The organism is Leptospira sp. GIMC2001, assembly GCF_028462125.1.
GTDB lineage: Bacteria > Spirochaetota > Leptospiria > Leptospirales > Leptospiraceae.
In genome coordinates this window covers 2,240,302-2,253,833 of sequence record NZ_CP115468.1, presented here as the reverse complement: position 1 = coordinate 2,253,833, position 13,532 = coordinate 2,240,302, and the positions used below count along the sequence as shown (strand labels likewise).

The window sequence follows — 13,532 nt, the reverse complement described above, 5'->3', positions numbered from 1 at the left end:
CATTTTCTTTATATAGGAGAAATTTAAATGGCAATAGATTCTAAATCACCATCGGGTCCCATTGAGAAAAAATGGGATAAACATAAAATGGATATCAAGTTGGTTAACCCAGCCAACAAAAGAAAATATAGAGTGATCGTTGTAGGTTCAGGACTCGCTGGATCTTCAGCTGCTGCTACCTTAGCAGAACTTGGCTATAATGTTTCTTGCTTTTGTTTTCAAGATAGTCCACGGCGTGCACATAGTATTGCAGCTCAAGGTGGAATCAACGCAGCAAAGAATTACCAGAATGACGGTGATAGCGTTTATAGGCTTTTTTATGATACAATCAAAGGTGGTGACTTCCGTTCAAGAGAGGCAAATGTCTATCGACTAGCTCAGGTTTCTACACAAATCATTGACCAATGCGTAGCTCAAGGTGTTCCTTTTGCTCGTGAATATGGTGGCCATCTCGCAAACCGTTCGTTTGGTGGAGCTCAGGTTTCCCGGACTTTTTATGCTAAAGGCCAGACTGGACAGCAATTGTTATTAGGTGCATACTCTGCTCTATCTAGACAAATAGGTCTTGGTAAAGTGAAGATGTATTCCAAAACAGAAATGTTGGATTTGGTTTTAGTCAACGGACATGCAAAAGGAATCGTTGTTCGAGACTTGGTTACAGGTAAAATCTCCTCTCATTCTGCCGACGCTGTGATACTAGCAACGGGTGGTTATGGAAATGTATTTTATCTATCAACCAATGCAATGAATTGTAACGTAACTGCAACCTTTAAAGCTTATAAAAAAGGTGCACTATTCGCAAATCCTTGTTATACGCAGATCCATCCAACTTGTATTCCATCATCTGGTGATTATCAATCGAAACTAACGCTAATGTCTGAATCACTTAGAAATGATGGACGTGTTTGGGTTCCCAAAAAACCAAACGACACAAGAAATCCAGGTGATATACCAGAAAACGAAAGAGATTATTATCTAGAACGTAAGTATCCATCTTTTGGAAACCTTGCCCCACGTGATATTTCCTCTCGGTCAGCCAAAGAAGTTTGCGATGCAGGCCTCGGAGTAGGACCAGAAGTTGGTGGCAAAAGACTGGGAGTATATTTAGATTTCAGTGAAGCTATCAATCGTTTGGGTGAAGACGTAATTGCAGATCGCTACGACAACCTTTTCCAAATGTATGAAAGAATCACAGGAGAGAATCCATATAAAGTTCCAATGAGAATCTATCCTGCAGTCCATTATACGATGGGCGGTTTGTGGGTTGATTACAACCTAATGTCTAACATTCCAGGGCTTTTTGTTTTGGGTGAGGCAAATTTCTCTGATCATGGTGCAAATCGTTTGGGTGCTTCGGCTCTTATGCAAGGACTTGCGGACGGATACTTTGTGATTCCTTACACGATCGGTGACTATTTTGCCAAAGAAGGATTCAAGAATATTCCGAATGATGCACCTGAATTCAAACAAGTGGAAAAGGAAGTTGAAGAAAGAATTCACAAATTCCTAAGCATCAATGGTAACAAAACAGTAGATGAATTCCATCGTGAACTTGGAAAGATCATGTGGGATAAATGTGGAATGGCTCGTGATAAAGCTGGTCTCGAAGAAGCCCTGGTCAAAATTCCGCAACTTCGCGAAGAGTTCTGGAAGAATGTGAAAGTTCCTGGAACAGGAGCTGAACTCAATCAATCACTAGAAAAAGCAGGTAGAGTTGCCGACTTCCTAGAGTTTGGTGAATTGATGTGTCGAGATGCTCTCAACCGCGAAGAATCATGCGGTGGACATTTTAGAACTGAATACCAGACGCCTGATGGTGAAGCTTTGAGAAATGATGATAAATTTTGTCATGTATCGGCTTGGGAATTCCAAGGCGTTGACAAAGCTCCAGTGGAACATAAAGAAAAACTGGAATATGAGAACATTCAACTAGCAGTAAGGAGCTATAAGTAATGGCTAATACAATGAAACTTACATTGAAAGTTTGGCGTCAAAAATCCAAAGATGCCAAAGGTGAGATCAAAGAATACAAAGCAGAAAACGTAAGTGAGCATATGTCCTTTTTGGAAATGTTGGATGTTGTAAACGAAGATCTCAGCAAAAAAGGGGAAGATCCTATTGCCTTCGATCATGATTGTCGCGAAGGAATTTGCGGATCTTGCAACCTGATGATCAATGGACTAGCGCATGGCGGATACAAAGGCACAACTACTTGCCAATTGCATATGCGAACTTTCAAAGACGGAGACACGATTTTTATTGAACCATGGAAAGCAAAAGCCTTCCCTGTTATAAAAGATCTAGTGGTGGATCGTTCTGCCTTTGATCGAATCATTCAAAGTGGTGGATTTGTTGGAGTAAACACGGGTGGATCTCCTGATGCGAATGCCCTTCCTATTCCAAAAGAAGATGCAGACAAAGCGATGGACGCAGCAACATGTATTGGATGTGGTGCTTGTGTTGCTTCTTGTAAGAATGCTTCTGCGATGCTATTTGTTTCGGCAAAAGTTTCTCATCTAGCTTATTTACCGCAAGGTCAAGTGGAACGTGAATCTCGAGTTAAGAAGATGATTGCGGCTATGGACGAGGAAGGATTTGGAAATTGTACGAATCAATACGAGTGCCAAGCTGTTTGTCCTAAGGAAATTAGCGTTCAAAACATCACAAGGCTGAATCGAGAGTATCTGCTCTCTTAGAAAAAAGTTTAGAATTAACATTTTTGTAGATATTGATTGTATCTGCGAATTTAAGGCTTCTTGGTTATCCGTAACTAAGAAGCCTTTTTTGTAGATTTTGTCTTAGGGAAAAACTTAATTCTATACTTAATTATTCCCAGTTTTCATCATTTAGCAGAAATTTTTTCCAATGAATGGGAATATGGCTTCCTTTTAGATTTTTATCTTCTTGGATTTTATTATTTAAATTCGAAAGAATTTCCATTAGAATATTCGAATCTTTATTTCTTTTTTTGCGCCCTTCTATGAGAATTCCCAATTTTGTCTTTAAGATTTCTAAAGCCATTAGTTGCTGATCCGAAGTAAAATCAGGTAATCTTTTCAATAATGCGTAGATTCGAAATCGATCCATCGCCTTGTATTTTGCTGAGAGTTGATCCAGCTCTCCGCCATAGCGAATCAATAGTTCTTGGTCGATTAGAGCAACTTCATACATACTAGCTATAGCGAGCCAGAGATCGTAGTCTTCACACGAAAGTAAATTTGAATCAAAACCACCGACCTCTTCAAAAACATTTCTATGGATACAAGCGGATGAAGGTGTTATGCTACAAAGTTCTAAAGAATGTGCAAATATCCAACCAGACACTTTCTTATGTTTGAATCTTGGATTTACAAAAACTTCTCGACGAATCCACTTTTCTTGGGTTTGGGAAATTTTGAAATTAGGATAGGTTTTGTGAAAATTCAATTGAATTGCGATTTTCTCATCTAACCATTCATCATCAGAATCGAGAAAAAATATCCATTCACAAGAACTCTTAGCTATTCCCAGATTTCTTGCAGCTGAGACTCCATTATTGGATGTATGAAAAATTTTGATGCTCAGACTTCTAAATCGAGAATTTGTTTGGATGTCAATTTCTAATTTATCAAGAAATTTTCTTGAGTCGTCTGTTGATCCATCGTTTACTATGATGATTTCGGTTGGTAGGACAGTTTGCTTCAATACTGATTGTAGACATCGCTCCAATCTATGTGCCCGATTGAAACTGGGAATGATCACAGAAGACGAAAGTGAAAATGAATTATCGGGCTGCGTTTTCATTTTAATCTAATAATTGAATTTCGAAATCATTTTAAAGCCAAATCCAAAAAATTTAAAAATCCGCCTTGATGAACATATATCCCATAACTACTTTGCCAATTTATCTTGGATGATTGAAGAACATTCTCAATTGCAATTAAGGATTTGGCAGAATAGATTGGATCAAGTAAAATATCGGTCTCTTTGTATTTAGTAGTTATCCACTGATTGATTTTCGCATTCGATTTTCCAAATCCAGGAAGATCATCTGCCTCCCAGATATTTTTTTCCATTAAGGATTGATTAGGTAAATCGGAATCTGATAGATTTAACATTTTTAGATGATACTCATATTTTTCGAGCCAAGATTTTTTACTCTCGCCCAAACATATGCCAATCACTTGAACTGCAATTTCCATTCCTTTAACCAAAATGATAGGTTTCTTATGGAAGTAATTTAGAGCTGAGAGAAAACTCAGTCCAGATCCAATATCTAAATAGACAATAAACGAGAATTTGTTTTCTTCTAATTGTATTTGGTTTGGAAATTCTTTATTTCTACTCATGTTACTGATTTTATCTCGGAAATGATTTTCGATTTCTATCCAAAGAGAATTGAGTCCAAGCATCGCTGAATCGCAGAAACCATATTGAGGAATTTCTATAAGCGTGGGATTTGCTTTAAGAATATTTTGAGTGGTTTCCTTTAGATTGCTACGATTTGCAATTACGATATTATTCGACGAATGTTTGGTAATGATAGAATTCGCCGACTGAAAGTTCGGATTGTAACTCAGTCCAATACTTGTTACATTGTAGGATGCTTTTCGAAAAAGATAAGAAAAGGAGGCTAAATAATTTCCATGAAGCGAACCACAGAGCAAAACATTTCTGCTTGGATCGGTTTGATTTCTGAGACGATTCTCAATTCCTTTCCATTTACGGATTTTCGTTCCAAATCCAAATGGGGATTGATCATCGCGATTAAGAACAATTTGGTGAGCTCCCACCATTGCCCAATCAGAAATTGGACTATCTCCGAAATTATTTATTTCCCACATCAATCACTGGTTTTTAGGACTGCAAGGAAAGCTTCTTGTGGAATTTCAACAGAACCAATTTGTTTCATTCTCTTCTTTCCTTCTTTTTGCTTTTCTAAAAGTTTTTTCTTACGAGAAATATCTCCGCCATAACATTTAGCGGTTACGTTTTTTCTAAGTGCTGATATACTTTCGCGAGCAAGAACCTTTGCGCCAACTGCAGCTTGGATCGGAATCATAAATTGATGTCTTGGAATGATATCTTTGAGTTTTTCAATAATGGATCGTCCACGTTCTTCAGCTTTCGATTTATGAACAATTGTCGATAGCGCATCAACCGGTTCCCCATTTACAAGGATTTCCATTTTGACCAATTTGGATTCTCGATATCCTATCTCTTCATAATCAAGAGAGGCATATCCTTTTGTATTGGACTTTAGTTTATCATAAAATTCAAAAATCAACTCTGCCAAAGGTAATTCGTAAGTAAGCTGAATTTTTTCTTTGGATAGATACATCGTGTCCATATGAACACCGCGTTTATCCATAACAAGAGACATGATATTTCCGACATATTCTTCTGGTGTGATGATTGTTGCCTTAACAAAAGGTTCTTCACTTTTGGCTATAAATTGAGTATCAGGAAATTTGGAAGGATTGTCAATTTCTAGAACGCTATCTCGCACATCCGTGATTCGATACTTTACCGAAGGTGCTGTAGTGATAAGATCGAGATTGAATTCTCTTTCGAGTCTTTCTTGCACAATTTCCATATGCAAAAGTCCAAGATATCCCACGCGAAATCCAAATCCGAGAGCAAGAGAATTTTCTCTTTCGAATATAATTGCCGAGTCATTCAATTTGAGTTTCTCTATAGCATCAACTAAGGTATCAAAATCTTCTCCATTTATAGGAAAGAGTCCAGCAAAAACCATTGGCTTTGCATCTTTGAATCCTTGCACAGGCCTATCAGCTTGGTTATTCTTGAGAGTAACCGTATCTCCCGTTTTTGCATCTGCAACTTTCTTGATACCTGCAACAACATAACCTACATCTCCTGCTTCCAAGTGAGTTGTAGGAAGAAGTCCCAATCGATTGATTCCAACTTCTGTAACAGTGAAGTCTTTATCTGCATTCATCAGGAGAATATTGTCACCTTTTTTGAGTTTTCCATCAAATACTCTTAGTTTGGCGACCACACCCATATAATTATCAAAGAAGGAATCATAAACTAACGCTTTCAGCGGTTTTTCTTTTGAGCCTTTAGGTGCTGGAATCAATTTGGTAATCGCTTCCAAAACATCTTGTACATTCAGACCAGTTTTTGCGGAAATAGCTATCGCCTCTTCTGGATCAAGACCTAGTGCATCTTCAATGAGTTCTTTCGTTTTCTCAATATCTGCTGAAGGAAGATCAATTTTATTCATCACTGGAATGATTTTAAGATCTAACTCCATGGCAAGATAGAGATTTGCTAGAGTTTGCGCCTCAACTCCTTGGCTTGCATCAACTATGAGCAATACGCCCTCGCAAGCAAGAAGTGAGCGCGATACTTCATAGTTGAAGTCAACGTGTCCTGGGGTATCAATTAGATTCAGGTGATATGTATGTCCGTCTTTTGCTGTATAATCAAAAGAAGCATTGTTTGCTTTTATTGTGATTCCACGTTCTCTTTCAATGTCCATCGAATCGAGAATTTGGTCTTTTTTAGTTCGATTGTTTGTTACAAGTCCAATTTCCAAAAGTCGATCTGCCAAGGTTGACTTACCGTGGTCGACATGTGCAATGATGGAAAAATTACGAATGAATGCCTGTCTGTCTTCCAAAGAAAACTCCTCTTAGAACAGGCTCTAGGAAATCGGGCGGAAGGAAACAGGAAAAACAATTTACAAGTTAAAAAAAAACCTGGAACGTATACATTTAGTACGGAGCATGTCATTAGCCGGAACAGGAGAAATGGAATCGTGATAAAAATAAAAGAAATTTTGGGTCGAGAAATTCTTGACTCACGTGGAAATCCTACAGTTGAAGTGGATGTTATATTGAGCAATGGAACTCTAGGTAGAGCCTGTGTTCCGAGCGGTGCTTCCACAGGAGAACATGAAGCAGTTGAGCTAAGAGATGGTGATAAAAATCGCTACTTAGGAAAAGGAGTTCTCAAAGCTGTAGAAAATGTCAATAAAAAGATCTCCAAACTTTTAGAAGGACGGGATCCTCGCGATCAAGCGGCGATCGACCAAGCTATGATTGACGAAGATGGTTCTGAGAATAAAAAAAATCTAGGAGCAAATGCCATTCTTGGAGTCTCACTTGCTTGTGCTAAGGCGAGTGCAATTCATGCAGGGCTTCCCCTATTCCGCTATATTGGTGGAACTTTTGGTAAAGAACTTCCAGTTCCAATGATGAACATCATCAATGGTGGAGCTCATGCAGATAACACAATAGACTTCCAGGAATTTATGATAGTTCCGGTTGGCGCACCGACTTTTCGGGAAGCTCTCAGAATGGGTGCTGAAACTTTTCATGCTCTCAAAACCGTTTTGAAAAATAAAAAATTGAATACTGCAGTGGGAGACGAAGGTGGTTTTGCTCCAAACTTAAATTCTAATCCAGAAGCTATTGATGCAATTCTAGAAGCAGTTGAAAAGGCGGGGTATAAACCAGGCAAAGACATCATGATCGGTTTAGATGCGGCAGCTTCTGAATTCTATGATAAATCTAAGAAAAAATATGTCCTTGCAGCTGAAGGAAATGCAGAATTCACATCAGCGGAAATGGTAGATTATTATGATAAACTGATATCCAAATATCCCATAATCACAATTGAGGATGGATTGGATGAGAACGACTGGGACGGATGGAAATTGTTAAGCCAAAAGCTAAACTCCAAAATCCAAACTGTTGGGGATGATTTACTTGTAACGAATATTAAGAAACTCTCAGAAGCAATCAAGAAAGGAATAGCAAATTCCATTCTAATTAAAGTAAACCAAATTGGAACTTTGACTGAGACACTTGCTGCAATCGATATGGCGAAAAAAGCAAAATACACATCCGTAGTAAGTCATAGATCCGGCGAAACAGAAGACACAGCAATTTCGCATATCGCAGTTGCTATGAATTGTGGCCAGATCAAAACAGGCTCCCTTTCGCGGACAGATCGTATTGCAAAATACAATGAGCTTCTACGAATTGAGGAAATCTTGGGTAAAGAGGCGATTTATAGAGGCAGAGAGGCTTTTTACAACCTCAATTAAATGCGAAAGTACTTTCATATTTGGGCTAGTTTATTTCTGATTCTAATCTCGTATTCGAGTTACCAGGCACTTCTTGGTTCCAAAGGTTATATGGAAAGATTGGAGCTAGAAAAAAAACTCGCCCAATTGAATTTCGAAGTAGAAAGACTGGAATTTGAACAGAGTCATTTGATTGAGAAAAAAAAATCCAACATACGAGACAGCAATTTCCTCAATCGAGAAACAGATGGCAATTTTTCCGAGAAGAGCTCTCAGGTTCTCAAATTTCGGGACTTAGAGTTGTCTAATGATTCAGAGGAAACGGATACAAGAGAATTTTGGCTTAGACTATGGGAGTCTCGCACCAAAGAGGAGAAGATTCCTCCGTTGGATGTTTTGAGGGTTTTCCATATTAGTTTTTCCTTTTTTTTATGTATTGGAGTTTTCCTCAAATTAAAGCCCTAGAATATAGTTCTAAAGGATCGAATAATTTATGCACGATGAAGATGATAATAGTATAAAAGAAGTTATCAGCAGTATGATGTCTGACAAGAACATCCAAAAGAAGTTTCTCGAGAAAAGAAAGATTTTTTTATGGGGAGCTGTAATGGATGACTCCGCAAAAGATATAGTAAACAAATTACTCTATCTTGAGATGGAGAATCCAGGAAAGCCAATTACATTTTATATCAATAGTCCAGGTGGTGTGATTACTTCGGGTATGTGTATCTATGACACGATGCATATGATTTCGTCTCCCGTTATAACCGTATGTATGGGAATGGCTGCTTCAATGGGATCATTGTTACTTGCCGCTGGCGAGAAAGGACAGAGATATATCTGGCCAAGTGGAAAAGTTATGATTCACCAACCTTCTATAGGCGGTCAAATTGTTGCTCCCGCTACAGATATACAAATCCATGCGGAAGATATTCTTAAAACCAAAGAAAAACTCAATCATATCCTGGCTGATGCTTGCGGTAAGACTTACGAGCAAATGGTAGAAGACACGGATCGTGATTATTATATGGATGCGGATCAAGCAATTGCTTATGGGATTGTTGATCTAAAAGCTGATAAGATCGACGTCGTCTGATATAAATAAACTTGGCAAGGTTTATGGATTCGTTTCGACCGCGCAAGTTTTTGGGAGGAAGGCATGTTCAGACTATTTACAATGCCTTCTTTCCCCCCCAGAACAATCTTAGAAGCAAATACCTTTGCGAGGACATCTACCTACCGTTAGGCGATGGAGATGTCCTTGTTCTAGAACACAATCCTCCTTTAGAATGGACTGGTAAGTTCAATAAGCCATTTAACGGATATTATATTCTATTGATTCATGGAATGGAAGGAAGCTCTGAGAGCCATTATATGATATCTACTGCCAAAAACGCACTTGAGCGAGGCTACGGCGTGGTTCGAATGAACATGAGAAATTGTGGAAAAGGTTTTGGATTTTCCAAAAAACCCTATAGTGCAGGACATACTTCCGATGTTGAATCTGTTCTTCGATTTATGAAAAATAATTTTTCACAAAATCTCGTAGTGTCTGGCTTTTCACTTTCTGCGAATCTGATACTTAAATATTTCGGAGAAACTCGAGATCATATTGCCCGGTATTTCTCTGCTGTCTCTCCACCTCTTGATCTAAAAAAAACATGTGAATTTATAGATTCTCCATCAGGTAAATTTTACCGAAAATATTTTTTGGATACTCTGCATGAGAAAGTGAGATCGGGAATTTTTGGACTTGAACGTGAGTTTGCAGAACGTGCATCTAAGTGCAAAACATTTTTTGATTTCGATGATTTTGTGACTGCCCCTCTTTGTGGATACAAAGGTGTGTTAGACTACTATGCTAAATGTTCCAGCATCAATTTTATTCCAAAAATTCGACACAAAGGAATTGTGATCCATGCTGAAGATGATCCAGTTGTTCCATCCAAAGTATGGCACGAAGTTGCTTGGCATCGCATTCAAAATATTCAAACAGTTTTTACAAAAAAAGGTGGGCATGTGGGATTCTTGGCAGAAGAGTCTTCGCAAGTTCCGGAAGGTCGTTGGCTCAGTGGGATACTACTCGATTTCTTCGATACTCAAATAAATGAGAGGTTAGCATGAAAGATTTATTACGCGATTGTATAAAAGACCAAGACGGATTTGTAGAACTCAGATGGCATAAAAAGGAGACCAAAGGTTTCTATGCAGAAAAAGGTCGTGTGGAAAGCACTTCCATAAAAAAAAGATCTGGAGTGGGCGTTCGAGTTTTAATGAACGGAACTTGGGGATTTGCTTTTACAAGTGATCCAGATAAATCAAGCATTCAAAAGGCAATCACCAATGCTCAGAAAAGTGCAAAACAATCATCAACATTTCGAAAAGATAAAATCCAAGGTTTAGCATCAGGTAATTTTGCTGTGGGTGATTTCCCAGGCAAAGGAATTGCAGAACTTGCGAATATGAGTATCGAAGAAAAGGTCGCCTTGGTTTTTGAAACTCAGAAAAATGCAGAAGGTAAATCTTCGCTTCTACAATCCATCGGTGTTGGTTATTCCGAAATTTTCGAAGAGAAATCTATCGTAACAACAGATGGAGTGGATGTTTCTTTTTCCTTGGTTCGTCCTGAATTTCGTGTGAGTGCAGTAGCTTCCAAAGACGGAGAAATGCAAGTGGGTGCTGAATCAACTGGAGTTACCGGTGGTTGGGACTGCCTATTCCGAGATCGTAAGCCGGAACTTTTCACAGAAGCCGCATGCAAGACAGCAATTGATTTACTAAGCTCAGGATTTAGCGAAGGAGGCAATGCTACGGTGATTCTTTCGCCTTCTATCGTTGGTCTCCTAGTTCATGAGGCAATAGGCCATACTGTAGAAGCAGACTTTGTATTATCCGGTTCTGTTGCTAAAGGTAAAATTGGGCAACGAGTTGCCTCCGACTTGGTTACATTATCAGACAGTGGTCATTCAGAATTTTACGATGGCGCAGGAGGAACATTGCCTGTAGATGATGAAGGAATTTTGACCCAAAACACAACCATCATTGAAAATGGTATTCTAAAATCCTATTTGCACAATCGGGAGACTGCATCCTTATTCGGAGTTGCCCCTACTGGTTCTGCAAGGGCATGGGAATATTCCGATCAACCGTTGATTCGTATGCGCAATACATATTTGCACCCAGGGGAATCCAGCTTGGATGAAATGATAGCCAATACAAAAGACGGATACTATCTAGAGGGGGCAAAGAATGGGCAAGCGGATTCAACGGGCGAATTTATGTTTGCTGCCCAGAAAGCATACCGAATCGAAAACGGAAAAATAACTAAATTATTAAAAGGTGTGACAGTATCTGGCCTTGCTTTTGAAGTCCTCAACGATGTTGATATGGTATCCAAAGAATTCAAATGGGATCTTGGCTCGGGCTATTGTGGCAAAGGGCAACCAGCTAAGGTTGATGCCGGTGGTCCATATGTGAGAACTAAGGCATTGCTCGGGGGCGTGAAAACTTGACCATCGAAGAACTCGAATCCAAAAAGCAACAGATTCTAGAAAGAATCTCCTCTGCCATTGACCAAGCAAAAAAAGAAGGCATTGCCCAATCCGAGATTTTCACAGGTTATGCGAATGGTGCATCGGTTACTATAGAGAAAAACGATATCCAAACTTATGAGACCTATGAAGAAACAGTTTATGGAGTTCGTGTTATTGAAAATGGTAGCGAAGGTTTTGTCACAACCAACGACGCCAAAGATCTCATCGGATCGATTCGAGAAGCGAAAGCATTGGCATTGGCACAAGGAACTCCTGATCCAGATCTAGAACTTGCACAAGCACCAGCGGAAATTTCACCGCCAATCAATCATCTGGATCCAAGTCTTTCAGGCTACGATCCTGATTCTGTATTAGAGATTGCAAAAAAAATTCTCTCAATTCGAGAAGCACAGTTCCCAAAAGTCAGTTTGGATTCAGCCGATGCTTCCTTTTCTTATTCGCTCAAAGCAATGGCTTCATCGAAAGGAGTTCTTCGATCCGAAGCCTCGTCTAGTCTCTCTGCTTCTTTTATGGGAATGGCAATAGACGGAGATGATATAAGTAGCTTTGATTCTGAATCAGCATTTGGAAGAACACCCGATGACTTTCTTAAGAACTTCGACGAGAAGTATTTTAAGTTTTTGCATTCATGTATGAGCGGACTTGGAGCACGAACCATTTCTGGATTCAAAGGAAATGTATACCTTCCACCCGATTCTATTTTTTCATTTCTCATTGGTGGGTTTCTTTCGAGTCTATCAGCAACTGCCGTTCGTAAGAAAAAAAGTAAGATGATAGATCGAATGAATCAACTGGTGATGTCGCCAAAACTATCGATTGTTTCGAGACCAACAGACCTTAGTTTAGAATCAGCAACTTCTTTTGATCGAGATGGACAAAACACAAGAGACATCGACATTGTTACGAATGGTGTGCTTAGAACTTTTTTCTATAACCACTATGAAGCCAAAAAAGCTGGCCTGGAATCATCAAACGGTTGTGCGACGGGAGGATCCGGAGGAACTCCAGGATGTGGACCCCCTTCCCTCCAAGTGGAACCAGGACCTGACTCACTAAAGTCCATGCTCAACGCAAAAGATAAAACGATCTGGGTGAATCGGTTTTCTGGAACTTCTAGTGCAGCCTCAGGAGATTTTTCTGGAGTTGTCAAAGGTGGATTCTTATTAGAAAATGGAGAAAAAATTCCTGTTAAAGAAGTTCAAGTGGCTGGAAATATGTATGAGATTCTAGAAAAGAAAATTGCCGCAGTATCTTTGGAGAGAGAATTACTTGGAAAATCCACTTGGGCTCCATCGATTCTCATTGAAGGAATGACTATAACTGGTACTGAGTAATCGACTTTTTGTTTTACAAAGATTTTAAGTTATATGGTAGATTAAATGGCAAATCAGTTTCCCCCCGAAGAAAAAATTCTAAAACCTCCTGGATCTTTTTTCTTTCTGGTTGTGTCCTATGACTTAGATGAAACGTATTTTAGAATAAAAGAATTTGCTGAATCACAGTTTTCTAAATCACTCTATGAATCAGTTCCGATGCCCAAATGGATGTTACCAGAATGGGAAAAAAATCTTTACCAGACAGGCTCATCGACTAGAATCCTCTCTTTCGAACGCAGAATCAATCGTGAAGAATTACCTTCTCACTATAAAGAATGTATCAATATTTCCAAGAAACTTCGAAAAAAAGATCCGTCTTTAAGACTAGTTCCAGGTTATCTTTCTAGCCAGAATGTTGTAATTGGAAGTACTATTGATGATCTACATAGGATCTATCTTTTTCATGGAATTTTTGCTGAGATTATTTATAAATATCAGAAATCCCAATTGGTAGTTTCTGATACTGCACCTCAGTTCTTTCACACGAGAGAATCTATTTATTTTTTTACAAATCTTAGAGAATCTTATGAATATTTTCTAAAGAAGCATCCATCGATTTAATGC

Annotated in this window: 12 protein-coding genes; 9 read left to right on the top strand and 3 right to left on the bottom strand. The window is 38.9% G+C overall.

Translation table 11 applies throughout. From position 1 onward, the window contains the following. Positions 1-27: 27 nt before the first annotated feature. Together O4O04_RS11995 and O4O04_RS11990 are read left to right on the top strand one after the other, a co-directional pair. Positions 28-1,953: a fumarate reductase/succinate dehydrogenase flavoprotein subunit gene (locus O4O04_RS11995; protein WP_272531949.1), complete on the top strand. Its 1,926-nt coding sequence runs from the start codon at positions 28-30 to the stop codon at positions 1,951-1,953. An 11-nt stretch (positions 1,954-1,964) separates the two neighbouring features. Next, positions 1,965-2,696 (top strand): succinate dehydrogenase/fumarate reductase iron-sulfur subunit, encoded by a 732-nt coding sequence (locus tag O4O04_RS11990; RefSeq protein ID WP_272536087.1) that lies wholly within the window; start codon positions 1,965-1,967, stop codon positions 2,694-2,696. Positions 2,697-2,826: 130 nt separating this feature from the next. Here O4O04_RS11990 and O4O04_RS11985 read toward each other — a convergent pair whose 3' ends face one another. Genes O4O04_RS11985 through lepA form a run of 3 tightly spaced genes read right to left on the bottom strand, consistent with a single transcriptional unit; the run spans position 2,827 to position 6,628 of the window. Further along, positions 2,827-3,783, bottom strand: coding sequence for a glycosyltransferase family 2 protein (locus tag O4O04_RS11985; RefSeq protein WP_272531948.1), 957 nt, complete (start codon positions 3,781-3,783; stop codon positions 2,827-2,829). Between the two features lie 26 nt (positions 3,784-3,809). After that, positions 3,810-4,823 (bottom strand): hypothetical protein, encoded by a 1,014-nt coding sequence (locus O4O04_RS11980; protein WP_272531946.1) that lies wholly within the window; start codon positions 4,821-4,823, stop codon positions 3,810-3,812. Next, positions 4,823-6,628 carry a translation elongation factor 4 gene (gene lepA / locus O4O04_RS11975; protein ID WP_272531945.1) on the bottom strand — a complete coding sequence of 602 codons (1,806 nt, stop codon included), beginning with the start codon at positions 6,626-6,628 and terminating at the stop codon, positions 4,823-4,825. The genes O4O04_RS11980 and lepA overlap by 1 nt, the downstream gene beginning before the upstream one ends. A 138-nt stretch (positions 6,629-6,766) precedes the next feature. Between lepA and eno the strand changes: the two genes are divergently transcribed. Genes eno through O4O04_RS11940 form a run of 7 tightly spaced genes read left to right on the top strand, consistent with a single transcriptional unit; the run spans position 6,767 to position 13,529 of the window. Beyond that, complete coding sequence (gene eno, locus O4O04_RS11970; protein ID WP_272531944.1) at positions 6,767-8,059, top strand: phosphopyruvate hydratase; 1,293 nt, start codon at positions 6,767-6,769, stop codon at positions 8,057-8,059. Next, on the top strand, positions 8,060-8,503 hold the full coding sequence (locus O4O04_RS11965; protein WP_272531943.1) for a hypothetical protein: 444 nt from the start codon (positions 8,060-8,062) through the stop codon (positions 8,501-8,503). It begins immediately after the preceding gene. 28 nt (positions 8,504-8,531) lie between these two features. Then, the gene (locus O4O04_RS11960) at positions 8,532-9,134 is read left to right on the top strand and encodes a ClpP family protease (protein WP_272531942.1); all 603 of its coding nucleotides are present in this window, start codon (positions 8,532-8,534) and stop codon (positions 9,132-9,134) included. A 23-nt stretch (positions 9,135-9,157) separates the two neighbouring features. After that, entirely contained in the window at positions 9,158-10,162 is a 1,005-nt protein-coding gene (locus O4O04_RS11955; RefSeq protein ID WP_272531941.1) for a YheT family hydrolase, read from the top strand. Further along, positions 10,159-11,550 carry a TldD/PmbA family protein gene (locus tag O4O04_RS11950; RefSeq protein WP_272531940.1) on the top strand — a complete coding sequence of 464 codons (1,392 nt, stop codon included), beginning with the start codon at positions 10,159-10,161 and terminating at the stop codon, positions 11,548-11,550. Before O4O04_RS11955 ends, O4O04_RS11950 begins: the two co-directional genes overlap by 4 nt. Next, positions 11,547-12,926: a TldD/PmbA family protein gene (locus O4O04_RS11945; RefSeq protein ID WP_272531939.1), complete on the top strand. Its 1,380-nt coding sequence runs from the start codon at positions 11,547-11,549 to the stop codon at positions 12,924-12,926. The genes O4O04_RS11950 and O4O04_RS11945 overlap by 4 nt, the downstream gene beginning before the upstream one ends. Positions 12,927-12,971: 45 nt before the next feature. Next, on the top strand, positions 12,972-13,529 hold the full coding sequence (locus tag O4O04_RS11940) for a DUF4416 family protein (protein WP_272531938.1): 558 nt from the start codon (positions 12,972-12,974) through the stop codon (positions 13,527-13,529). Positions 13,530-13,532 lie beyond the last annotated feature (3 nt).

Excerpts from the sequence above, each read along its gene's own strand:
- O4O04_RS11995 (WP_272531949.1), top strand. The coding sequence starts at position 28 with ATGGCAATAGATTCTAAATCACCATCGGGTCCCATTGAGAAAAAATGG.
- O4O04_RS11990 (WP_272536087.1), top strand. The coding sequence starts at position 1,965 with ATGAAACTTACATTGAAAGTTTGGCGTCAAAAATCCAAAGATGCCAAA.
- O4O04_RS11985 (WP_272531948.1), bottom strand. The coding sequence starts at position 3,783 with ATGAAAACGCAGCCCGATAATTCATTTTCACTTTCGTCTTCTGTGATC.
- O4O04_RS11980 (WP_272531946.1), bottom strand. The coding sequence starts at position 4,823 with ATGTGGGAAATAAATAATTTCGGAGATAGTCCAATTTCTGATTGGGCA.
- O4O04_RS11965 (WP_272531943.1), top strand. The coding sequence starts at position 8,060 with ATGCGAAAGTACTTTCATATTTGGGCTAGTTTATTTCTGATTCTAATC.
- O4O04_RS11960 (WP_272531942.1), top strand. The coding sequence starts at position 8,532 with ATGCACGATGAAGATGATAATAGTATAAAAGAAGTTATCAGCAGTATG.
- O4O04_RS11955 (WP_272531941.1), top strand. The coding sequence starts at position 9,158 with ATGGATTCGTTTCGACCGCGCAAGTTTTTGGGAGGAAGGCATGTTCAG.
- O4O04_RS11950 (WP_272531940.1), top strand. The coding sequence starts at position 10,159 with ATGAAAGATTTATTACGCGATTGTATAAAAGACCAAGACGGATTTGTA.
- O4O04_RS11940 (WP_272531938.1), top strand. The coding sequence starts at position 12,972 with ATGGCAAATCAGTTTCCCCCCGAAGAAAAAATTCTAAAACCTCCTGGA.